Origin of the sequence: Paenibacillus sp. PastM-3 (genome assembly GCF_029893965.1) — a bacterium.
Lineage (GTDB): Bacteria > Bacillota > Bacilli > Paenibacillales > Paenibacillaceae > Paenibacillus_AQ.
Genome location: NZ_JARXXP010000040.1, coordinates 16,142 through 38,658 on the forward strand (window position 1 = coordinate 16,142; position 22,517 = coordinate 38,658).

Here is a 22,517-nt window from a genome sequence, read left to right on the forward strand (position 1 = left end):
AGCCGGTCACTCCAGCAAAATAAATCAAAATTTTTCCGTTAAATTTTTTCTTTTTCCTGACGGGGATGATTTAGGGTTGATCTTTTTCGGAATTGCGGCGACAATCGGATATATAACATTCCAGGGGAGGATCTAACGAAGTTGGACAGCACTAGCAACAACAGTAACACTTCCGCGCATGACATCGTCGACCTGTGCCTGCTGGCCGGTAAAATCATGCTGCAAAGCGGGGCAGAAACCTACCGTGTGGAGGATACCATGTCCCGGATGGCTGCAGCCTTGGGATTTCCGGGAGCCCACAGCTATGTGACCCCGACGGTAATCATGTTTACTACAAGCAGGACAGAGCCTGTAAAATTATTCAGGATTGCGGAACGGACCACCGATCTGAAGAAAGTATCGGAGGTCAACGATATCTCCCGCCGGCTCAGTGAGCGCCAGCTGACAACAGCCGAAGCCCGCGAGCGCCTGGGGGCCGTGGATGATGCCGCCCATGCCTATCCGGCCTGGATGCAGATCGCCGCCGCTGCCGTGACCGGCTCCTGCTTCACTGTAATGTTCAAGGGCAGCCTCTGGGATGCGCTCCCGGCCCTGCTGGTTTCCGCACTGGGCTTTGCTGCAGCAACCTGGCTGCACCGGCTTGTCCAGATCCGGTTCTTCGCCGAGTTCTCCGCCTCCTTTCTGATCGGCCTGCTGGCTTTCCTGTCGGTCGGAGCCGGAATCGGCCAGGAAATGGATAAGATTATTATCGGCTCGGTAATGCCGCTTGTTCCCGGGCTGCTTATTACGAACGCAGTCCGCGATCTGATGGCCGGCCATCTGGTTTCCGGCCTGTCCAAGGGGGCTGACGCCTTCCTGACCGCGTTCGCCATCGGAACCGGCATCGGGCTTGTGCTGTCGCTTTTCTAAAATATACGCGGTGAAAGAGGTCTATCGTTCATGATTCTGCAATTCGTTACCAGCTTTTTCGCAGCTGCCGCCTTCTGCATTCTGTTCAATGCACCGGCACGGGCGCTGCTGCAGTGCGGGTTCGCCGGAATGATTGGCTGGGTGCTGTATCTGGAGCTGGACAAGCAGCTCGATACGGTGGTCGCCACCTTCCTGGCTACCGTCGTTGTCGGGGTAATCAGCCAGTTCTTTGCCCGCACCTACAAAATGCCGGTCATCATCTTCAGCGTGGGCGGTATCATTCCGCTCGTCCCCGGCGGACTGGCTTATGATGCCATGCGCAAGTTTGTAGAGAACGACAATAATCAGGCGATTCAATACGGTGTACAGGCTCTGCTGCTCTCTGGCGCGATCGCTACCGGTCTGGTGCTCAGCGAGGTGCTGGGCCAGATGTTCCGCCGGAGAAGGATATAGCTACACGCAAATAAGTCCGCCTGCAGGCAGGGAATACTCCCCGGCTGCAGGCGGACTTTATTCGGGTTTGCTGTCTAAATGGCTGCAACTGCTTCCGTTCAGATCGAAGCCTGCCCTATAATCTTCTGATAGCTGGCGATATCCAGCCATCTGCCAAATTTATGGCCGATTTCTCTGAACAGGGCACTCTGCTCATAGCCGTGTCTAGTGAACAAGCGGCGGCTGGGCTCATTATCTGCGCAAACGGTGGCGACAAGCACGTGGAATCGGAGTTCGGCCGCTTTTTGCTCAATAAACTTTAGCGCTTGACCACCTATGCCCTGCCCGCCGCATCCCGGCTGCAGATAGATGCTGATCTCACCGGATGTATCATAGGCCTGCTTGTTCTTATGTCTGGCAATCAGCACATACCCCGCCAAGCTGCCATTCTGCAGGATGGCATATGATTTATAGCGCGGATCACCGCTTAACACCGACTGTCTCATTTCCTCCAGCGTCTGAGGCTCAGTATGAAACGAAATGGTCGTATTCAGCACATAATAATTATAAATATCCAGCACACCGGCCAGATGCTCCTCTGTGATCTCCACAAAAGCCAGACCACCCGTAGCGATTGCTCTTTCCCCCACAGTTAATCCTCCCAGATTGATGTCTCTAATTGATCTACGAACCGCCGCAGCCTGCCGGCAATCTTGAGATTGATCGCCCCGGTCTGGTACATCTGCTGCACCGTGTCACGCTGCTCCTGGATTGCCTTTAGCTTCAGCTCCAGCTTCTGATCGTCAATTACCCCGTCTTTGCTCCAGCCTTCGCCCTGTTCCAGGCGTGATTCAATTTGTTCATACTTATTAATAACCCGCTGCGCCGCTTCACGGTTCTCTGCGTTGATGCCGCTGCTGACGGCACTGACTGCCGCCTGGCACATGGCGATCTTGGCTTTGCGGGCTTCTTCGGCATTCTGGATGGCCTGCCGCCCCTCTTCACTGCCCAGCCGTCCGGTAAACAAGCCGGAGAACAGCCGCTGGAGCTCGGTAAGTGAATACTTCACATGTGTATCAAAACGCTGGCACAGAATGGACTCCGTATGATCCAGCATTTCCTCCATCTTCACTGCGACGGGTGCAGGAATGGTCCCGTTCTCCGTCATCCGCCGCAGCTCGGTCCGCTCCGCCTCAAGTCCGCTGAGCCGGGCTTCAACGCTCAGACGGCGCATTTTCTCGGCTGCCGGATCGTTATCTGCCCTGAGCGCACAAATGCGGTCAATCTTGTCGGTGAACTCCAGCAGGGCAGGCTGGTTCGCACGTTCACCTGTCTCGGTGACCAGACTGCGCAGCATGCTCATCCCGGCATCAATGACTACCGATCTTGCAGCCAGTTCGGGATTCCCTCTGCCCGGTGCCTGGAGAACCGTTTCTTCTTCTTCGCCTGCCAGAATCGGAAGCAGGATGCTGGCAATGACAAGCGACATCAGAATGACGCCTGCAGCCAGCGCGATAATGAGATCACGTTCCGGAAATGGCGTTCCGTCTCCAAGAGCCAGCGGTATCGAAAAAGCCCCCGCCAGTGTAACGGCTCCCCGTACTCCGGAAATAGAGGTAATCAGCAGGGATTTGAGCGGTGTCCGTTTCTCTTTAAACCTTAGACTTTCAATCAGGGAATAGAGATAGACCCAGACAAAGCGCAGCACGATCAAAAGTGCGGTAATTACCATAACATAACCGAACACCATGAAATTATTAACCGACTCATCCCGGTAAATGACCTCAACTACATCCGGCACCGACACCCCAAGGATGAGAAAGACCAGACCATTTAGGACAAACAGCAGCACCGACCAGGTACTGGCCGACACAAGCTGAAGTTTATATTGCGGTGAAGCCGCCCGGTCCTTCTCAATCGCATAGACTACACCGCCGGCGACAACAGCAAGGATACCGGATACCCCAATCTCCTCGCTGATCAGGTAGATGATAAAGGGAGTAAGAATCTGCAGCAGCACATGCATGGTAACGTCCTCCATGCCGAAGCGGCGCAGAAAAACGCTCATACGGATCAGCAGAAAAGACAACACCGCTCCCAGCAGCAGACCGCCTGCTGCAATCAGCACAAAGCTTAATGCCGCTTTGGGCAGTGAGAACACGCCGGTAACTGCAGCGGCAATCGCAAACTTGAAGGCGACCAGACCGGAGGCGTCATTCATCAGCGATTCTCCCTCCAGAATCCGGTGGATGCTGCCCGGCAGATGCACCCTTCCGGCCAGCGAGCTGACCGCAACTGCATCGGTCGGCGACAGGATGGCCGCCAGTGCAAAGGCTGCCGCCAGCGGAATAGACGGAATCATCCAGTTGATCGCGTATCCCGCCACAATAACGGTCACAAAGACCAGGCCAAGTGCCAGCAGCAGAATCGGTGCCCGCAAATTCCACAGCTCGCCGCGCGGCGTCCGCCTGCCGTCATTGAACAGAAGCGGGGCAATAAACAGCACAAAGAAAAGCTCAGGTTCAAAATGCATATGTATCCCCGTCGGGAACAGTGCCGCAATGACACCAAGCCCGATCTGGATCAGGGGAATCGGCACAAATGGAATGAACCTGTTCACAACATTGGATAACGCAATCAGTCCCAGCAGTAAAAGCACGGCAAGAAAAGTATCCAAGCTGCATCAGCTCCGATCCCAATGATTTTTTCACCTTATTATATCCCGAAAGAAGGCATAACCGCATCACCCGGTTATGCCTCCTGCAATCTAATTATTTCTTCAGCGTATCCGGATCAGGATTCCGATACAACGGTGAACCGTTCGCCGACATGCTCCGGTTGTTCTATCTCAGTTCCTCCTGTTAGTTCTGCACGATTAAATGAATCCCGATATTCCATGGATCTGTTAGAACGGCTCCGTCTGCCGTCTCCCTCACTTCATATCCGGCCTCGCGCACCCGCCTAGCTGCAGCCGCAATCTCCTGTCTGTCAGGCAGCAGCAGGGTGAAGTAATCGATTCCCGGGGCACTCTGCGGAGTCGCCGGCGCACCCTGGCCGGCCCAGACATTTAGCCCAATATGGTGATGATACCCGCCGGCCGAGATGAACAGTGCCGAATTCCCGTAACGGGTGGTTGGCTCAAAGCCAAGCGCAGCCACATAAAATTTCTCCGCTTCCGCAAGGCTGCCTACATGAAAATGCACATGCCCGATTACAGTTCCTGCAGGCAGCCCGTTCCACGTTAAGCCTTCCGAAGCGGCCAGCAATCCGTCCACATCCACGGGATCAGTTGTCATAATGTAATCTCCGGCAGCATCACGCTTCCACGTATCCCGCGGGCGGTCCCGGTAAAGTTCTATCCCGTTATCGTCAGGGTCCTGAATATAGAGCGCTTCGCTTACCAGATGGTCACCCTGCCCTACCTCTATGTCCGAAGCGATCAGATTGCGAAGCACCAGGCCCAGACTAGGACGGTCCGGAAGCAGGATGGCGAAGTGGTACAATCCTGCCTGCTTGCGGCTTAACACCTGCGGGTGTTCAATCTCCCGCAGCACCAGCAGCACCCGCTGCCCGTCCGCTGTCAATTCTGCTTCCCGCCCGTTTTGGCGCAAAACCTGCAATCCGATCACATTCTGATAAAAAGCGAGCGACCGCTCAAGATTGCTTACTCTAATCTGAACCAGACCAATCTGTGTATCCTCATGCAAAACTGCTGTTGCCGTCATGGTAAACCCCTCCTGAAATAGCCGCTTCCGTATAATCCGGTATTCTACGGCTTAGTGTTAACCTCAGCTACTATTGCCATGCACTTGTAACTGTTACCGTTACACTTTAACTAACTTTAGTATAGTTGCAACCTAAAAGTTTGTCAATTACTTTCATGAGATGCGATCTGATCATTTTGGTGTATCCAAAAAAAGACCCCGCGGACGTCCGGCAGGGTCAAAGTCTATTATAAGGGGTCATGTGATTACTATAATGCCCGAAGCTTAAAATCACATGAACCTTAGGTAAAGGTTTGATAAAAAGAATATTCAATCTGTTACATAAACAAATAGACCCTGCCGAGGCACGACAGGATCTAACGATAATGCATCCACTGGGGGGTGGAGACCTCAACTATACTACCCAAACCTTAAAATCAGATAAAATCCTGCTGAAAGCCAACTTAAATTTAGAAAATGTCACATTTTTGCTACAATTACTTTTAGAGTAATTTGATAAAGGCCGAAACATGGTTACAGCCTCTATCAGACAGCCGGGATCTGGTCCACAATCTGATCGAGCGTAACCTCCTGCAGCACCTTCTCCATTGCCTTCTGGGCCATGGAAAAGACCGGCACAATCGCACCTGCGATATTCTTGCCGACAGGACACTCCGGATTAGGATGATCGTGCACGGAGAACAAGCTGTCTTCCTCTACAGCATTTACGGCCCGGTATATATCCAGAAGAGTAATGTCTGCCGCACTGCGCGTAAGCTTGGCACCTGCCACACCTGGCCGGACCTCCACCAGTCCGGCCTTGTTCAGCATGCCGGTAAGCCGCCGGATGACCACCGGATTTGTGTTCACACTGCCGGCAATCCATTCGGATGTGCTCTTGCCTTCCTTATTGCTGTCGATTAACGTCAAAATATGAATAGCAACCGCAAATCGGGTGCTGATGTTCATGGGTATCTCTCCTTTGAAGCCTTCAGACAAAAGCTATAGATGCAACTATAATAGTTACATTTCAGACAGATGTCAATCCTGCCAGCAGCTCTTCCACCCGCCCGGGATACTTTTTGGATAGCCTGGCCTTGGACAGGTTGCTCTTCACAATTCTGATCATCCGTTCATCACCACTTGCCGCGAGCCTGCCCAGCAGGGCGAAGCCCGCTTCCGGTTCAGCGGCTACGAACAGGCTCAGGCTATATTCCAGCCCCTTGGACAATACCCGGAATTGTTCGGAATCATAGGCGGCCGATCGACCTTTCAGGATTCCATCTGTGATTTCTGCAGCCAAATTCAGACTGTATTGTGCCTGATCCCCGGATTTGAGCAGCGGCGGATGAGCCAGACCAGCCAGAAAGGCACGCTGTTCCAGCATCGTTGCCTCCGGCCGCCAGCTGTCCAGCAGCTCCTGCAGCTCAGAGAAATTATACTCGCCAACATACTGCAGTCCGATTGCAGCCGCCTCACGGATCCGCCACCTGGTATCGTTCATTGCCCGTTTAAGCATCAGCTTAATCCGGTCTCGCCGATGGCTGTCCGCAAAAGAATATTGGACAGCACAAGCCTGTACAGCACAGAACGGCAAATATTCGCCGGGATCTTCCGCCCATTCGATCAACAGAATCCATGTCGTATCCGATATTTCCGCTCCAGCATACCCGCGGGCGAACCGGGCAGCCAGCTCCAGATTGGCCCGCGGTCCGGGCAGACCGCTGCGGCTCTGCAAGTATTCCTCCAGCAGAGGCCAGCTCTCCCGGTTTTGAGTCCACTCTTGTAATGGTACGGTATCCTCCTGCTTATCCCGCATATCCATCATCCCTTCACGAAATTTTATCACTGCCTCTGCACAATTCCTTGTGTAACGTAGGGGTAGTCGATCTGCTGCTTCACCGTCAGCATGGCCTCTTCACCGGCCAGCAGTGACAGCACATACAGCCCCAGATCTATTGATGTAGAGACGCCGCCGCCAGTAATGATGTTACCGTCCTGAACGATCCGCGCTTTCACGACATTGGCGCAGTAGGGCGACAGAAGCTCATAGGCAGACGGATGTGAAGTTGCACTGCGGCCAGCCAGAAAACCGGCGGCGCCTAGCAGCAGCGAACCGGTGCACACAGATATTTTGTAGGGAACTTCTGCTGCACTCTGAAGCCACTTTATGTATTCAGCGTCATCCCGGAGTTTTCTGGTTCCAAGGCCGCCCGGTACAAAAATCAGATCATAATCTGATAAGTCAGGCTGCACTCGTCCTATTTTGACTGTTAAACCCAATTCATCCGATATTTCTTCCCGCATTCCGCAAATATCCCATTCCAGCCCTTCTCCGGCCTCAAACTGCCCCAAACGATAGATCACATCATAGAAGCCCGCGAAATCCAGAAACGTAACTCCATCGAAAAGAATAAAAGCTATTTTCACGCTGCCCCCCCCTTTTTCGATCCAACAATAAAACAGCAAGGGCTGCCCCGGACAGCCCTTAACCTGACTACCGGAACAGCCCCAGATGCAAATCTGTATAACTTCACGCTGCTTATAGAGTGCAGTTCTTATGCGCTCGTCAAAATAATCGGCTTGCCTTTGGTCACGATAATCGTATGCTCAAACTGGGCAACCCGGCTGCCCCCCTTGACGCTGAGGGTCCATCCGTCACTTTGCTGTTCCGCAAAATCATCGCCGGTACTCAGGAAAGGCTCCACCGTAATGACCTGGCCCTCTTTCAGCACCGTCGTTACACGCGGATTATAAAACGGCAGGATTTCAAACGGTTTTTCATGCAGCGCTTTGCCGATCCCGTGGCTGCACAGGTTGCGGATGACCTTATAGCCGCGTTTACCGGCCTCCAGCTCCATCACACGGCCGATTTCATTCACCTTCATCCCCGCCCGCAGATGGTTGATTACACTCATCATAGTCTCCTCTGTACTGCGGCACAGGTGAAGCAGCTTCTCATTATAGGGCGGGAGCTGAAAGGAGACTCCGGCATCTGCATAATAGCCGTTTAATACCGCCGAGACATCAATGTTAATCAGGTCGCCGGGCTGGATAACCCGCGGGCCGGGTATCCCGTGGGCCACTTCATCGTTAATACTGATACAGGTGCTCCCCGGAAAATCATAGGTTACTTTTGGTGCTGACTTCGCGCCAAACTGCTCCAGCAGCGCTGCGCCAATCCCGTCAAGCTCGGCTGTTGTCATACCGGGCACTACCTGCTTCCTCATCTCGGCAATGGTATGTCCGACCACTTTACCTGCTGCCTGAAGACCTTGCAAATCTTGTGCATTATCGCTTGTCATCCAGTCCACTTCCTTAAATTAATTAGCTTCATTGAACCCGTTGAAATACAGCGCCATCCCAGCGGTATGTATGAACCGCCAGCCGGCCGGTTGAATTATCATAATGGCTTGCCGTAAAGCCTTCTGCGGTTTCGGTCAGCTTTACGGAATACCTATCAGTGCTGCTTATGAACAGTTCCGGAGTCCGCTCAACGGCCAGCTCCTGAATTGAGCAATCCTTGCTGATCGCAAAAAGCCTATAAAAGTTACCATTGCTTGAGCCGTATTGCCCAATCGTAAAATCCGGATTGCCGTCGCCGTTATAATCACCGAATTCAATCTGGAACAAATCATTAAATTGTAATTCTTCATTATATTGATCACTTAATGGAAAAGTGTGCAGAAGCACTCCATCTTCCCCTGTGATGCTCAGACGGAAGTCGCCGCTCCAGCTTCTGCCGCCAGTCGCAGAGAGTGCATTCCAGTCCTCCAGGTACGTGCCTCTGATCAGCTCCAGATTCAAGTATCCGGGTATGCCAGCCACCTGAAGCAGCGGATTGCGTGACAAGGTGAAGGGACTGTCTATGGTAATGTCCGCCTGCAATGACACAGCTCCAGCTTCTGCCTGCGCCCCACTGATCCACCGGGCATTAATATAACCGAAATCATTGGTAATGCCTGTTAATAAAATCATCAATAACACTGGTACGATAAGCAGAAGCCGTCTCACAGGCTCCACCTCCAAGTCCATATGTATCCATCCATTATAACAGTCTCCGGCAGCATAATAAAATAAACACCGTAAACGCCGGGCTGTCAGCCAAAAAAAAGACCGGTCCGCAGCTTTAACCTTGACGGATCAGTCTTTTGTTCATTCACAGCTGTATGAGGCTATTGGACCGCTCCAACCGCTTTCAGCCAGGCCTCGGCGATCAGAGCGTGGCCGGCTGGAGAAGGATGAACGCCGTCACCCGCCCAGAATGCAGGCTCCGCCTTGACTGATGCGGCCGCGAACAAACCGTCCAGCTGGACAAGCACTGCACCGTATTCCCTTGCCAGCGATCGCACCACATGGATTTTCGGGTCCAGATCCGTGCGCCAGCCCTTCCGGTCCTCCGGCACGGGAAGGACGAACGGCTCAACCAGCACCAGCCTGGCATCCGTCGCCGCCTTGGTCCTTTCAATCAGATCCCGGTAAGCAGCTTCAAATTCCGCTGCTGTTGTCTCAAAGCCTGAATCATACCAGCGCCATGTATCATTTATTCCGATATAGACCGATACCCAATCCGGCTTCAGCTCCAGGCAATCCTTGTCCCAGCGGCGCTGCAGGTCGCTCACCCGGTTGCCGTTAATCCCGCGGTTATATACCGTCAGCTTCTTCTCCGGATATTGCAGTCCAAGCCGGGCGGCTGCCATCAGTGCGTAACCGCTTCCAAGTGACCCGGCATCCATGTAATCCCGTCCGCAGTCCGTAATGCTGTCGCCGATAAATACGATCACATCATTGTCTTTGAACCCCATATCTCAAATCCTCCTAAACGGAATTAGATTGATATAAACAAGGCTATTATAGCAAAGGGAGCAGAATAGTACAGCGGATATTTTCCATAACCCGGAAAAACAATAACAAACTGACTAAAACACAAAACCCCCTCATATCCTCCTGTGCCTGTACAGGCATGAACGCTTCAGGATGATCGAGGGGGCTTAAAGATGCCTTTAAGAATTACAGCGCGGCAAAGGATTAATAAGCCAGACTGAACAGGCCTTTAATGTGAGTCAGGTAACGGATATTGCTGGCTTCCTTCATCATGGTTGCAGGCAGGCCTTTGAGCGGAGTCGAGCTGCCTCCGATAATGGCTACCCCGTCTTTACGGCCAAGGCTGGCAAGTGTCCCCGAGTTAATCGGGCTGAACGTTTCCAGCGACTTGTCGTTCAGGGCTGCATACAGATTATAACCAATCAGCTCACCCATCTGCCAGGCGATCTGTGCAGTTGGCGGGTATGGACGGCCGTCAGCCGCGAAGTAAACGGCGCTGTCTCCGGCAACAAATACATCCTTGTGCGAGGTGGACTGCAGATAATCATTGACGGTCGCCCGTCCGCGGTTGACCTCAAGTCCGGATTCGCCAACCAGCGGATTACCTTGCACCCCTCCGGTCCAGACGAACGTATTGGCAACGATCTTTTGACCGTCCTTGAGGTCAATGGTGTTGCCTTCAACGTTGGTTACAGGAAGGCCTGTCAGGAACTGTACTCCGCGTGCTTCAAGGCTGGTTGTCGCACGCTCTATCAGGTGATCCGGCAGTACCGGCAGAATCTTAGGACCGGCTTCAACGAGCAGAAGCTTGATTTCCTTAGGATCAACCCCGTACTTTCTGGTCAGCTTAGGCAGTACATCAGCAATTTCACCAACTAGCTCGACACCGGTAAGGCCGCCGCCGCCGATCAGAATGGTTGCATCCGCCGAATTTTTGCTTTTCGCATATTCAGCGATTTTATTTTCAATGTGGGCATGAATGTTCTTGGCATCCTCTGCAGATTTCAGGACCATGCTGTACTGCTCCAGGCCAGGTATTCCAAAATAAGCGGTTGTGCTGCCAAGGCCGACAACAAGCGCATCATAAGAAAGGGTTGAGCCGTCAGACAGGCTGATCTGCTTATCGTCTACAGAGAACGATTTCACCTTGGCGATTTTGAGATCAATATCCTTGCCGGCAAACAGCTTAACGAGCGGCATGGCAATGGCCTTCTCCGAGATGCTGCCGGCAGCCAGGCGGTGAAGCTCCGTAATGATCTGATGGGTCGGGTATTGATTGACCACGGTAACTCTTGCTTCTGCTTTGCTCATATATTTACGCACAGTCAGCGCGCTCAGCAAGCCGCCGTACCCTGCACCCAGAATAACGATATGTTTTGACATTCTTTTTCCTCCGTCCATACATGTGTAATTATTTAAGTATTCAGGCTATTTCTGTGTGCTGCGTTCGCCGCTGACTTGAAGATAAGCGTTCATGAAACGGAGCATCTTCTGCACCTGAGGGTCCTTGATCATTTTCATCATGCCGAAAAGGCTGATGTTTTCCGTACTTGCCTCAGCCCGGTCTTTTGCTTCAATAACTGTAGCTGCCATGTTTTTAACCGACCCTACAACCGGCTCGGCAATTTCTTTAATAGCACCAACTGTATCATTCTTGAGCACCTCATCCGTTGCAACCGCCTGTACAAAATCAAAGGATTTCGATAATACTCCGACCATTTGGGTAAGCTTCGGCAGCTCCTGCACCAGCAGTGTCAGCGATTCCTGAACCTCCGGCTTCAGCAGCTGCTCCAGCAGATCCTCCTTAGGGTTCTTTGCTGCGGCTGCTGCTTGCTCCTGTTCAGGCACTGTTTGCGTATTCGTTTCTGACATTTTAGTCTCTCCTTCACATTGACATAACTGCATTTTTCTAATCTAACTCACAAAGTCAGTGTGCCTATTATACCACCGTTCTTGTTAAATATGTCACAAAGTTTTTACCCGTATAGCCTTATTTTGTGATAATAATCACTTCTATAATGTCATTTTCTCGAATTTACTTCTTTTTATAAAAAAATTTATGAATCCATGCTTAAAAGCATTGACGATCCATACACACCATGTTATCTTTAGCAAGTAACTAAATGTAAGTTTATTATAAAACATCAGCTATTGATTTTTATTAACCAATACATAAGCTAACGGAGGCATAACAATGAGTACTTTTTCAGATTTAGTTCAAGCCCGCAGATCCGCCATGAATTTTGTTGAAGGTGTTACGATTACCAAATCAGAGCTGGAGGAGATGTTCTCCCTTGCCCGCCTGGCCCCTTCCAGCAACAATCTGCAGCACGCCCATTACAAGGTAGTTACCGATCCTGCCGTCAAAGAGCAGCTCCGCAAGGATGCTTATAATCAGTATAAGGTACATACCGCTTCAGCTGTCATCCTCGTGTACGGGGACAAAAATGCCTACCTGCAGGCGCCGGAGATCTACAGCGGTCTTAAGCTGCTTGGCGCCATGAGCCAGGAGGAATACGACAGTACCATCCAGTCTATCAACGATGCTTATGAAGGCAACGAAGCTTTCCAGCGCGATGAAGCAATCCGCAATGCCTCCTTGTCTGCTATGCAGTTCATGCTGATCGCCAAGGACAGAGGCTGGGATACATGCCCGATGATCGGATTTGTACCGGAGGCGGTCAATGCAACACTCCAAGTGCCCGACAATCTTGTTCCCGTCCTGATGATAACAATCGGCAAGGACAACAAGCACAAAATCAGACCGCGTGGCTACCGCAAGCCTGTTAATGAATTCGTGGAATTCATCTGATTCAGCTCCTGCTGTATGAATTGTAGGATATACCATAAAGCCCTCCGTCATGACGCGGAAGGCTTTTTTTCTGTTTACATCCTCTCTAAAAAACGGAAGAACTGCTTGATCGGCTTGGGTCATAGAGTGTAAATTAATATTGAGAAGATAGAAACCTCTAGTTATTATTATAGCAAGGAATAATCTTCTTGAATGAGCGAATTTAGTGGACTACGATTGTGTTCTTGGAAGATGAATTCAGACCATCAGACTCTATTGTTTCAACTAACGGGAAACGGCAAAAGCGAGAAAATACGGTGTATTATCTGCTAAGGGGAATATGAATATGAATTTACAAGAAGTATGTGATTGTATTTGCTTACCGGATCAAATTAAAATAACAGTACTTAACTTTGCAAACAGATTCGATGAAAAGACCGTAGAGCCCTATTCTGCTGCCCTGTATGATCGATCCACCCGGGAAAAGGCAGTTAAAGATATAGCTGAGGTTCTGGGGGACGATCCGGATGGGAGCAAAATGCTGACTTTCATGCTTCTTCGCGCAGCTGAGGCACATAAGGAATACGGAAAAAGAGGAATCAGCGAGACCATTTTTACGGATACGATGAAGTTCTGTACAAGATTCGTTGAGGAGCATTACAAGGTGCATGGAACATATGCGTTTGTGTGGGGATGGTGGTTTCCAAGACAGCTTTCGCTTCACGAATTCCGCATCGGCGCCCTTGAGTACGAAATGATCGAGAATGAAGACAAGAAGTTAATCAATATCCATATCCCCGCTGATGCGGATATGAGGCGCGAAAGCTTGCGGAAGTCCTATGAAGACGCCAGGGTATTTTTCGCTAAATATTACCCGGAGTACGGACAGTCCGATATGGTGTGCAGTTCCTGGCTGCTTTCCCCTGCCCTTGCTGAGCTGCTGCCGGAAAACTCGAATATCGTCTGCTTTCAGAAGGCGTTCGACTTGACCCGTATAGATGAGACGAAAGACAGCGCAATCAGATGGGTTTATGGAAGGACAGATCTTCCCATACACGATCTTCCGGAACGTACATCCCTGCAGAAAAAAATCAAAGCCCGCATGTTGGAAGGCGGCATCATCGGCGCTGCCGATGGAAAACTTCTTGCAGACCCTTGGAACACTTTACAGGAATTCTAAGGAAGAACGATTGTTGAACAATAAGGGGTTTCACATATTAGATATGACTAGTATGTGAAGCCCCTTATCAGTAGCGAAATTCTTTATATTTTTGTGTCAGTGCTTATTTTGCGTATTGCAGAATGGCAATTGCCGCCCGCTCACGCCGGTCCGCGTCTTCCGAATGCAGAGCTTCTTTCAAGACAGCCACAGCTTTGAGAACCGTCACCTCATCCACCAGCGCACGTCTTCCTTCAGCTCCTGAATCGGCCATGCCCGACCCTTCAATCCACAGCTCTATTCTGGCCGCCGGCAAGGTGCCGCGGTACCGGGAGATCTGGCCTTCCTCTGCAAGCAGTTCAGCTGCTTCCGGGTTCAGCGCGCTTTGCGGAATGCTCTTCAGCCAGGTTACGCCCCGGCGGTGGCAGCGTCCATCATCTGCTTTATCATAAGTATCGTCGTAGAAATAATCCCCCAAGTCTCCGAGATGCACCCACTGCCCGTCGGCAACCAGTACATAATCCCCGTCCTGCATCTCATGCACGAACAGATTCAGATCGGCAACTGCCGTCTCAAGCTCCTGCCCCTGATAAGCTCCGCTCTTCAGCAGCCTGACCAGCATTTCCTCCGGACTGGCCGCTTCCAGATTTCCGGTGCCCGGATACCCGATACATATATAGTTATTCTCCAGAAACTCTGCAATCCGCTCCACGCCCAGCGGCGATGTTTTCATCTGAAACAGCTTCATTGATACTCCTCCTCTATTGGCTACATTATACAGGATTGATCCCAATAGGTATTACCCAGAGTGCAAGCTGCGGATGATGAAAAACTAAGAACACAGCAGAATAATAGCGCTTACAAGAGAATGAATTGAAAAATAGTAACATTTTTAAGGATTAGCGCTTTTTACAGCCCAGTCATCCCCGGGTATACTAAAGACATCAACTCAAGGGAACCTTACACCGCTAGAAGGAACGTCTGACGGGAAGCAACATTTTATCCGCAGCAATCCTGAGCAGCTGTAATCCCTGGGCTTGAGACTATATCTTTGATTCTGGCGCTAAAGCTTTCAATCCATCCCCGAACGAAATGGTATGAGCTTCTTAAAGCTCGAAGGTTGAACAGCAGTCCACTCGTGGCAGAGGATGAATTAGAGAAGATTTACCGCTCAGGATAGGCAAATTTACTGCCGCCTCGGACGATTTCTACCCGGCTGAGTTCAAAGAGTGTAGGATAAGGAGTCTGAGCATAACATGGGTATAGTGCAAACAACGTAAGCCTCTATTATTGATGCAAATCAATGATAGGGGTTTACTTGTGTTTCGCGGCCATTTTCCCTGCAGACCGGGCAGCTGTCCAGTCACATCCCCTAAGGCATGAATATCCTGGTTATTATGCCTATGTCTGAAACCGGGATAACCATATGCAGGGATGTGATCATGATGAACAGCAGGATCTGGAGACAAAAAAGCACAGAGGTAGCACCGTTATCCGCAGAAGCAGAAAATCCTCCGGGCAGTACCAGCTTTAAGAGCAAGTCATATAGTCAAAAGCCCACAGACAGCAGCACAAAAGTAACAGAAAAAAGGTTAAAGCCCACCATTGTCAGATCCTCACGCACTGGTAAGCAATATAAGCACACAAGCGGCACCACCCATCGCACCGGAAAACGTCTCAAACGTTCAACCCGTACCTCCTGTAAACCTGGAAAACACCGTAAACGCTCACCCCAAACGCTTCTTCGTACCCCAAAACGCCTGAAACGCCCAGCCGGCAGGTCTCAATCTGCAAAATCGTACATTTACCGGGACCCCCGTTATGGCTTCACGCTAAAGCTCCCCCGCTCCTGGAAAATCTATACTGCGGTTGAGCGGAGCAACCGGCTGGAGGATGCAGAATACGGCGTATTTTTCCGCTTTAAATACAAGGGGAAATTATATGATGATGTCCTGAGCCTGTTCGTCTTCAAAATGACCCTGAAGCAGTGGCATGACGAAGGATATGACGATTCCCCATACGGCTTCCTGGCCGCCCGGGGCGGAAGAATTTATGCCTACACGGTGCCGGAGGAGCTGCCGGGTGAGTTCCTCAACAAATCCGGTGACGACTATGATTATAAGAAATACGGCCGGGAGATCCGCCTGTTGAAACGCATGGTCAATGATGAAGTTCCGCAGATTGTAAAAACCTTCACCCTAAAGCGCCAGTCCGGTCGCTGAGCATTGTCGCCGGCTGTTACAGAACCAGCCTTGCTACACAAAAAGAAAGAGGCAGCTGAACCCGTTCAGCCGCCTCTTTACCGTTAGTGAGTCAGTGTAAATTCATCCAGCTTAATGCCGTCCACATCGTAGGCCTGGTAGCTCAGCACCTTGCCGCTGATGGTAATACCCGCAAACATCGCCTTGTTGTTCTGGAAATGGACAGCATGGTAGAACTGGTCTTCTTTTTTCTCATTGAACTTGTTGCCGGAAGCATTCGTAACTACATAGACCGTACCTCTGGCCGCCCCTGCGGTCTTTTGCTTCTCTGTGACAACCTTCCCGCCCAGCAGCGGATAAGACCGCGAATACTCATGGTTATGTCCCTGCAGCACGAGATCAACCTCGTATTTATCAAAAAGCTCTACCCAGTCGTCCAGCTTCTTATAGGTATTGCCTCCATAAGCCGGACGGTGCATCGCAACAATTTTCCAGGCCTTGTCCGTGCCGGCCAGATCCTTTTTCAGCCATTCGGTCTGCTTTTTCAAATTGCTCTCCGTGTTCAGTACGGTAACATGCACCGGCCCATAGTCGAAGGAGTACGACGTACCGGCAAGTGATCCTTTGGCCCCGTTATCCGGAACATTGAAGTGGGAAGTGAATTCGGCCGCCTGTTCATCCACTTCATCGTGGTTGCCTGTTACCGGCATCAGGGGAATACGGGTAACGATACTATCAACATTGCTGAAAAAGCTGTTCCACGCCGCAGAATCCCCTGCTTCCTCCGTAAAATCCCCATTGTGCACAATAAACTGTGCTTCCGGAAAGGTCTCAAACGCCTTGTTCAGCGTCCGCCCCCAAACCGCAAAATCCGCCGCCGTAATCCCTTGCGAGTCGGTCACATTAATAAAGGCTACCTCGTCAGTGTCCGCTTCTGCGGTCGTAAAGCTTGCCGCAGCACTCCACTCCCCATCCTCTCCTGAACCTGCACGGTAGGTGTACACGGTACCCGGCTCAAGCCCGCTGACCTCTGCTTTATGCACGCCTCTTTTTCCTTTGTCAGTCTTGATTGTTGTATCTTCCGCCTGCACCCTCATTACTGAATCAGCGTCAAAAGAGGCATTCTCCCCCTTTACAACCTCCAGCCGCCCGGCAGCGGCAGCATCCTCTGTATACCAGGTGAAAGCGCGGCCCGTTCCCTCATCCCCCTTAAATGTAGTTACCAGATTATACGGGGTTCCCGGTAACCGCCCGACTTCTGCCCGCTCCGTCTTCAGTCTTTCGAACGCTACTGCCACCAATATTAACATTAAAAAAATAATTCCGATGATGAGCACGATTTTCAAATCCTTCACACGGGTCCCTCCTGAAAACTACTTTACTGTGTTTACAAAGATAGCCTCCATTAAGCCTCAAAGTCAACTTCACCTTCTTTATTGTGTTCGGAATTCGCGACTTTTGTTAACGCAGTGTAAAAACTTTCAGCTAACGTTCAGCCGGATTTAAGACAATCATAAGGTCTGTCCCGTACGATGGGTACTGTGAATGAAGGTTACTTTTGAGAGAGAAACGAGGTGTGAAATGAGTAAACTACTGCAATTCCGGCATGAGCTGAAATTTTTTATTAACTATCATCAATATCTGATCCTGCGCCAGCGCCTGCACAGCCTGATGGATGCGGACCAGAATGCCGATGACGGCGGGGAGTATCATATCCGGAGCCTTTATTTTGATGATATGCATAATACAGCCCTTGCTGAAAAGCTAGGTGGCCTGAGGGAACGTGCCAAATACCGGATCCGGATCTACAACGTTCAGGATCATGTCATCCATTTCGAGAAAAAAATCAAAAGGGACGATTATATCGCCAAAATCAAAGAGCCGCTCACCCGCGAAATGTACGACCAGATCATGGCCGGCAACTATGAGGTGCTGAATATTCCATCCAGCCCGCTGTTTATGGAGCTGTACAATCAGATGCGCCATAACCTGCTTCGTCCCAAGGTGATCGTCGATTATGTGCGTGAGCCCTATGTCTGCCATAACGGCAATGTGCGGATTACGTTTGACAAGGAGCTGCGGACCGGGCTGCATGCTACGGATATTTTTGATCAGGAGCTGCGGCCAGTCCGGGCGCTGGATGAGAACTTTATTATTTTCGAGGTCAAATTCGACGAATACATTCCGGAGTACATCCGGATCGCGCTGCAGCTGGAAGGCTTGAACCGGCAGTCTGCTTCGAAGTATGTGATTTGCCGTAAATTTTTGAAGACCAATACTTGGGAGGATTATTAAAAATGAGCTTTGTATCTACTCTGGCTGCTGCGGGAACAACGGCGGCACAAGCCAACGACACGGCAACAACCTTTTCCGATATGATCAAAAATTCGGTAGTGGACAATTTTGTATCCGACATCAGCATCTCCAAAATCCTGATTACACTCGGAGTTGCTTTTCTGATCGGCTTCTTTATCTACCTGCTCTATAAGCGGGTGTTCAGCGGAGTGCTCTATTCCAAAAGCTTCAACGTTTCGCTCATGGGCATGACCATGATCACCGCCACCGTTATTATTGCGATTAACTCGAACCTGGTGCTGTCGCTCGGGATGGTCGGCGCCCTGTCCATTGTCCGGTTCAGAACGCCGATTAAAGATCCGACTGACCTGATCTTCCTGTTCTGGGCGGCGGTTGCGGGAATTGTGACCGGAGCCGGCTTTTTCACGCTGGCTATTGTCGGCTCGGTCATTATCGGCCTGATTCTGTTCCTGTTCATCAAGCGCTCGTCCGTGGAAACCCCGTACCTGCTGGTTATTAATTGCGAGGGTGACGACAGCGAACGCGAGGTGCACAGCCATCTGAACAAATCGGTGAAACGCTACAACGTGAAGCAAAAGACCGTCACTAAAGGCAATATTGAACTGACGCTTGAGCTCCGGCTGGACGACAAGGAAGGCGGCTTCGTCAACACCGTCTCCGATATTACCGGTGTCAAAAATGCCCTGCTGCTCAGCTACAGCGGCGACTACGTATCCTGAGGAAAGGCGGTGCCGAGATGAAAGCAAGAGGTAAGCCGTTCCTCCTGATGGTGTGCTGCCTGCTGCTGGCTGCCGCTTTGGCCGGATGTCAGCCGGATAATAACGATGCTGATGGAAATACCCAGGACCGGGTGGTCTCGAATGAGGAGCAGAGTCTGGATACCGAGGTGTTCCCGAAAGACAAAGTGGTGGATGTACGGATTACGATTGATCCGGATGATTTCCAGGACATGCTGGACAATGCCAGCGCCGAGGAATACAAAGCAGCATCGGTAGAATACAACGGGATCAAAATGGACAATGTAGGCATCCGGACCAAGGGGAATTTAAGCCTGCGCAGTGTTGTACAGATGAGCGATTCGGACCGTTACAGCTTCAAGATTTCTTTTGACGAATATGTAAATCAGAACCTGTTCGGTATAACCAAAATCAACCTCAACAATAACTACAGTGATGCTTCTTATATGCGTGAGTTTCTCACCTATGAGCTTGCCGAAACCATGGGCCTGCCGACGCCAAAATACTCCTTCGTTAACATTTATGTCAACGATGAGCTGAAGGGCTTCTATCTCGCGGTGGAGCAGATTGGCGATGCTTATCTGGAGCGCAACTTCGGCAACTCCTATGGCGCGCTGTATAAAGGGGTTATGACCGGACAAGGCAGCGACCTGACCTGGCTCGGTGACGATACCTCCCTCTATACGGGCCTTGAGATGAAGTCGGAAAAATCGAACAACGATATTCTGCTCGATATGCTGGATGAGCTGAACAACGGCACCGACTATGAGAAATACATCAATGTCGATAACGCCCTCGGCTACATTGCCCTGAATGCCGTGACCGGCAATATGGACAGCTATCTCGGCAGCAACAAGCAGAACTATTACCTGTACGAGGATGACGGCGTCTTCTCGATTCTGCCGTGGGACTACAACATGGCCTTCGGCGGCCTGGGCGGCTCCGACGTCATGATTGACGAGCCGACCCAAGGCGCACTCTCCGAGCGTCCGCTGATAGCGAAGCTGCTGGCAAATGACGAGTACAAAGCGAAATATCACGCAATCATCCGGCAGATGATCGACGGATACCTGCAGGATGACACCTTCCAGGCCCGGATGGATGAGCTTGATCAGATGATCTCCAGCTATGTGAAGGCTGATCCTTCCGCCTTCTATACCTTTGAGCAGTATGAGAGCGGCATCCAGTCCGTGAAGACCTTCATGTCGACGATGGCCGCGAGTGTCTCCGGCCAGCTCGACGGCACTATCGCCTCTAGCGGCGACGGCTCCGGCAGCGGCGGGGGCATGGGCGGCGGCGGGGGCATGGGCGGCGGCGCAGGTATGGGCGGTGGCGGCGGGTTTGGCGCTGCGCCGGGCGGTGGCACGGCTGGCGGCGATGCGGCGACCGCGCAGGGCAACGGCGCGGCGCGGCAAGGGCAGGCGCCAGCGCAAGGGCAGAGCGCCGCTGATGGGCTGGCGGCGCAGGGCGGTGCCGCGCAAGGCAATGGCGCGCCGACGCAGGGCGGTGCCGCGCAAGGCGGTGCCGCGCAAGGGCAGAGCTGGCCGGACGGCCAGTACGGCGGCCCGGCCATCCCCGAGGGCGGCAACGGCCCCGGCGGGGACATGGCCGGTGGCGGCCGTGATTTCGGCGGCGGCATGGGCGGCGGCTTCGGCGGCGGTATGGGCGGCGGCTTTGGTGGCGGCGACTTCGGCGGCGCACCTGGCAGCACCCAGCAGCAAGGCAGCACCAGCGAAGCCATCACCACCGGCGTAGCGATAATTGTTCTCCTTCTCGCCGCGGCGTTCGTTACGTTTTATAAGCGGAAGCGGCTATAGACTGGCCAGTTGGAAGTTAACACTAGATAAAAAATGAATACACCTCGGACGAACTATCGTCTGAGGTGTATTTATGTTCTTTTTCCAAGCTCAGGCACATTTAGTTGGATAATCGCCACCTAATTTCATCATTTCCTATCATTTCTAAGATTTAGGTGGAAAATCGTCACTTATTTAGGACCTAAAGACCCTTTTGCCGCGAAAACAGTGAAACTAAGTGTCCTTTTTCCATCTAATATTCTCTCACCTGCAGTTTAATAAGAATTAGATGGCGATTTTCCACTTAGTATTAATCCGCCGATCCGCCTTCTAAAATCCATCTTCATCAACAGGCACTATTATCTTTGAATTTTGAAAAATCCGTACAGCGTACTGTTTACCAGTTTGTACCTCAACATATCCCGGGGCTAATTTATATGTACTAATTGCACTATTATCATCAACCAAAACTTTGTCCATGGATCGGTACTCTGGCTGCCGGCTTAATACAGCAACATTTGTTTCCCGATATCCTGAGATAATATCCTTTATTAACAGGTACGTGCTCTGTGCTGTTACAAGGACCAACAAAAACGCTAACAGGGTTAACAGAAAAAGCATTGCCTTTTTCCAGACTTTATTTAATAGCTGTTTATTGCGAATGATGGATAACGGTAATTCAACAGTCAGCGCATATAGGACAAACAATCCACCAAACATCTCATATAGTAATATCCTTCTTTCTAGTAAAGCATATTTAATTAATATGACTGAGAACAATATAATTGAAATCAAAATATACAATATCCTAATTTTATTTCTTATTCTCACTTAGAGACCCTCTTACACTTTGAAGTTGTCTGACCGGGTTCCAATCTTTAGGCAGTTTCCTGCCCTCGGAAAACCACAAATACCCTCCGCTTATCCAATCCTCTCTCCATTTCTCGTATACGTTTATTCCATCCCTTATATCGTCATCATCAAACCCATAATGAAAGCCGCAACACAGACAGATCTCATCAGATGAAATACCTCTTTCATCTACAGGCGGCTCATACAATTGTCCGTAACCACACACAAGACATAGATTCTGCATGCTACCTCCTCATCAAGCGTTCTTTAAAGGTACTTCACTATTCATACAATTTCTTAAATCTATCAATTATTTCTCGCGGGTCCGTGATCCCTGAACTTTCCATAATATCCTTTAGTGAGATTTCCTTCATATCTGCATTCTGTTGCACTCTCTCCTCAAAGATTCCCCTCATTTTGCTTCTCATTATAGTGAGATATGTAATGAATTCCTTTTTTACTTCTTCTGACCTGACATACCCGGCTTGCATATCAAGTTGTGTATATATGTGAAATAATATCTTAACCAGTTTTTTCGGCATAAAGTTTTTATCATAAAGCAAACTCTGCAATTCATCCATTAATTCAAAAAGCTTGCTGAATGCTGTCTCGTTAATAACTTTTCCTCTCAGCGGTACAACTATTTCTATACCAATTGATCAAGTAAAGCAGTGATTTCTTCCACTCTTGTATTCATAAAACCTCCCACTATAAATTAATATTTTCTCTTGTTTGCTCACTCGTTCACTGGTTTTCATCCATTGACAGATTGGGAGTTGGAATAGTCATGTAAGAA

At 50.6% G+C, this 22,517-nt stretch carries 22 protein-coding genes; 8 read left to right on the top strand and 14 right to left on the bottom strand.

Going from position 1 to position 22,517, the window contains the following annotated elements; all coding sequences use genetic code 11:
* Window positions 1-141: 141 nt before the first annotated feature.
* Window positions 142-909 (top strand): threonine/serine exporter family protein, encoded by a 768-nt coding sequence (locus M2108_RS29030; protein WP_277472878.1) that lies wholly within the window; start codon window positions 142-144, stop codon window positions 907-909.
* Window positions 910-939: 30 nt separating this feature from the next.
* Window positions 940-1,362, top strand: a complete 423-nt coding sequence (locus tag M2108_RS29035; RefSeq protein ID WP_090717707.1) for a threonine/serine exporter family protein — start codon at window positions 940-942, stop codon at window positions 1,360-1,362.
* A 98-nt stretch (window positions 1,363-1,460) separates the two neighbouring features.
* Here the strand turns inward: M2108_RS29035 and M2108_RS29040 are convergent, their stop codons facing one another.
* From M2108_RS29040 to M2108_RS29090, 11 genes are all read right to left on the bottom strand, one after another.
* Window positions 1,461-1,991 carry a GNAT family N-acetyltransferase gene (locus M2108_RS29040; protein ID WP_277472879.1) on the bottom strand — a complete coding sequence of 177 codons (531 nt, stop codon included), beginning with the start codon at window positions 1,989-1,991 and terminating at the stop codon, window positions 1,461-1,463.
* Between the two features lie 2 nt (window positions 1,992-1,993).
* The gene (locus M2108_RS29045; protein ID WP_277472880.1) at window positions 1,994-4,018 is read right to left on the bottom strand and encodes a Na+/H+ antiporter; all 2,025 of its coding nucleotides are present in this window, start codon (window positions 4,016-4,018) and stop codon (window positions 1,994-1,996) included.
* Between the two features lie 184 nt (window positions 4,019-4,202).
* Window positions 4,203-5,066, bottom strand: coding sequence for a VOC family protein (locus M2108_RS29050; protein ID WP_277472881.1), 864 nt, complete (start codon window positions 5,064-5,066; stop codon window positions 4,203-4,205).
* Window positions 5,067-5,591: 525 nt separating this feature from the next.
* Window positions 5,592-6,014, bottom strand: a complete 423-nt coding sequence (locus M2108_RS29055) for an Rrf2 family transcriptional regulator (RefSeq protein WP_068723503.1) — start codon at window positions 6,012-6,014, stop codon at window positions 5,592-5,594.
* 61 nt (window positions 6,015-6,075) lie between these two features.
* Window positions 6,076-6,894, bottom strand: coding sequence for a hypothetical protein (locus M2108_RS29060; RefSeq protein WP_277472882.1), 819 nt, complete (start codon window positions 6,892-6,894; stop codon window positions 6,076-6,078).
* A complete protein-coding gene (locus M2108_RS29065) occupies window positions 6,891-7,475 on the bottom strand; it encodes a DJ-1/PfpI family protein (RefSeq protein WP_277472883.1) in 585 nt (194 codons plus the stop codon). The genes M2108_RS29060 and M2108_RS29065 overlap by 4 nt, the downstream gene beginning before the upstream one ends.
* 128 nt (window positions 7,476-7,603) lie before the next feature.
* Window positions 7,604-8,350: a type I methionyl aminopeptidase gene (gene map / locus M2108_RS29070; RefSeq protein WP_277472884.1), complete on the bottom strand. Its 747-nt coding sequence runs from the start codon at window positions 8,348-8,350 to the stop codon at window positions 7,604-7,606.
* 28 nt (window positions 8,351-8,378) lie between these two features.
* Entirely contained in the window at window positions 8,379-9,059 is a 681-nt protein-coding gene (locus tag M2108_RS29075; RefSeq protein ID WP_277472885.1) for a hypothetical protein, read from the bottom strand.
* Between the two features lie 161 nt (window positions 9,060-9,220).
* Complete coding sequence (locus tag M2108_RS29080) at window positions 9,221-9,850, bottom strand: SGNH/GDSL hydrolase family protein (RefSeq protein ID WP_277472886.1); 630 nt, start codon at window positions 9,848-9,850, stop codon at window positions 9,221-9,223.
* A gap of 223 nt (window positions 9,851-10,073) precedes the next feature.
* Entirely contained in the window at window positions 10,074-11,252 is a 1,179-nt protein-coding gene (locus M2108_RS29085) for an NAD(P)/FAD-dependent oxidoreductase (RefSeq protein WP_277472887.1), read from the bottom strand.
* Between the two features lie 45 nt (window positions 11,253-11,297).
* Window positions 11,298-11,741, bottom strand: coding sequence for a DUF1641 domain-containing protein (locus tag M2108_RS29090; RefSeq protein ID WP_277472888.1), 444 nt, complete (start codon window positions 11,739-11,741; stop codon window positions 11,298-11,300).
* Window positions 11,742-12,063: 322 nt separating this feature from the next.
* On the opposite strand from M2108_RS29090, the gene M2108_RS29095 reads away from it, so the two are divergent.
* A complete protein-coding gene (locus M2108_RS29095; RefSeq protein ID WP_277472889.1) occupies window positions 12,064-12,681 on the top strand; it encodes a nitroreductase family protein in 618 nt (205 codons plus the stop codon).
* A 325-nt stretch (window positions 12,682-13,006) separates the two neighbouring features.
* Complete coding sequence (locus tag M2108_RS29100; RefSeq protein WP_277472890.1) at window positions 13,007-13,840, top strand: acyltransferase domain-containing protein; 834 nt, start codon at window positions 13,007-13,009, stop codon at window positions 13,838-13,840.
* 103 nt (window positions 13,841-13,943) lie between these two features.
* Here the strand turns inward: M2108_RS29100 and M2108_RS29105 are convergent, their stop codons facing one another.
* Window positions 13,944-14,567, bottom strand: coding sequence for a hypothetical protein (locus tag M2108_RS29105; RefSeq protein ID WP_277472891.1), 624 nt, complete (start codon window positions 14,565-14,567; stop codon window positions 13,944-13,946).
* 694 nt (window positions 14,568-15,261) lie between these two features.
* Between M2108_RS29105 and M2108_RS29110 the strand changes: the two genes are divergently transcribed.
* Window positions 15,262-16,041 carry a hypothetical protein gene (locus tag M2108_RS29110; protein WP_280777295.1) on the top strand — a complete coding sequence of 260 codons (780 nt, stop codon included), beginning with the start codon at window positions 15,262-15,264 and terminating at the stop codon, window positions 16,039-16,041.
* 83 nt (window positions 16,042-16,124) lie between these two features.
* Here M2108_RS29110 and M2108_RS29115 read toward each other — a convergent pair whose 3' ends face one another.
* Window positions 16,125-17,375 carry a purple acid phosphatase family protein gene (locus tag M2108_RS29115; RefSeq protein WP_277472893.1) on the bottom strand — a complete coding sequence of 417 codons (1,251 nt, stop codon included), beginning with the start codon at window positions 17,373-17,375 and terminating at the stop codon, window positions 16,125-16,127.
* A gap of 226 nt (window positions 17,376-17,601) precedes the next feature.
* Between M2108_RS29115 and M2108_RS29120 the strand changes: the two genes are divergently transcribed.
* Genes M2108_RS29120 through M2108_RS29130 form a run of 3 tightly spaced genes read left to right on the top strand, consistent with a single transcriptional unit; the run spans window position 17,602 to window position 20,890 of the window.
* Window positions 17,602-18,315, top strand: a complete 714-nt coding sequence (locus tag M2108_RS29120; RefSeq protein WP_277472894.1) for a polyphosphate polymerase domain-containing protein — start codon at window positions 17,602-17,604, stop codon at window positions 18,313-18,315.
* A gap of 2 nt (window positions 18,316-18,317) precedes the next feature.
* Window positions 18,318-19,055, top strand: a complete 738-nt coding sequence (locus M2108_RS29125; RefSeq protein ID WP_277472895.1) for a DUF4956 domain-containing protein — start codon at window positions 18,318-18,320, stop codon at window positions 19,053-19,055.
* A gap of 17 nt (window positions 19,056-19,072) precedes the next feature.
* Window positions 19,073-20,890: a CotH kinase family protein gene (locus tag M2108_RS29130; RefSeq protein ID WP_277472896.1), complete on the top strand. Its 1,818-nt coding sequence runs from the start codon at window positions 19,073-19,075 to the stop codon at window positions 20,888-20,890.
* A gap of 309 nt (window positions 20,891-21,199) precedes the next feature.
* On the opposite strand, the gene M2108_RS29135 is transcribed toward M2108_RS29130, so the two are convergent.
* Entirely contained in the window at window positions 21,200-21,700 is a 501-nt protein-coding gene (locus tag M2108_RS29135; protein WP_277472897.1) for a hypothetical protein, read from the bottom strand.
* Window positions 21,701-22,517: the final 817 nt, after the last annotated feature.

Bases quoted from the DNA above. Each gene is read 5' to 3' on its own strand.
- M2108_RS29050 (WP_277472881.1), bottom strand. From the start codon at position 5,066: ATGACGGCAACAGCAGTTTTGCATGAGGATACACAGATTGGTCTGGTT.
- M2108_RS29055 (WP_068723503.1), bottom strand. From the start codon at position 6,014: ATGAACATCAGCACCCGATTTGCGGTTGCTATTCATATTTTGACGTTA.
- M2108_RS29130 (WP_277472896.1), top strand. From the start codon at position 19,073: ATGAAAGCAAGAGGTAAGCCGTTCCTCCTGATGGTGTGCTGCCTGCTG.
- M2108_RS29095 (WP_277472889.1), top strand. From the start codon at position 12,064: ATGAGTACTTTTTCAGATTTAGTTCAAGCCCGCAGATCCGCCATGAAT.
- M2108_RS29120 (WP_277472894.1), top strand. From the start codon at position 17,602: ATGAGTAAACTACTGCAATTCCGGCATGAGCTGAAATTTTTTATTAAC.
- M2108_RS29100 (WP_277472890.1), top strand. From the start codon at position 13,007: ATGAATTTACAAGAAGTATGTGATTGTATTTGCTTACCGGATCAAATT.
- M2108_RS29090 (WP_277472888.1), bottom strand. From the start codon at position 11,741: ATGTCAGAAACGAATACGCAAACAGTGCCTGAACAGGAGCAAGCAGCA.
- M2108_RS29105 (WP_277472891.1), bottom strand. From the start codon at position 14,567: ATGAAGCTGTTTCAGATGAAAACATCGCCGCTGGGCGTGGAGCGGATT.
- M2108_RS29035 (WP_090717707.1), top strand. From the start codon at position 940: ATGATTCTGCAATTCGTTACCAGCTTTTTCGCAGCTGCCGCCTTCTGC.
- M2108_RS29085 (WP_277472887.1), bottom strand. From the start codon at position 11,252: ATGTCAAAACATATCGTTATTCTGGGTGCAGGGTACGGCGGCTTGCTG.
- M2108_RS29080 (WP_277472886.1), bottom strand. From the start codon at position 9,850: ATGGGGTTCAAAGACAATGATGTGATCGTATTTATCGGCGACAGCATT.
- map (WP_277472884.1), bottom strand. From the start codon at position 8,350: ATGACAAGCGATAATGCACAAGATTTGCAAGGTCTTCAGGCAGCAGGT.
- M2108_RS29110 (WP_280777295.1), top strand. From the start codon at position 15,262: ATGATGAACAGCAGGATCTGGAGACAAAAAAGCACAGAGGTAGCACCG.
- M2108_RS29125 (WP_277472895.1), top strand. From the start codon at position 18,318: ATGAGCTTTGTATCTACTCTGGCTGCTGCGGGAACAACGGCGGCACAA.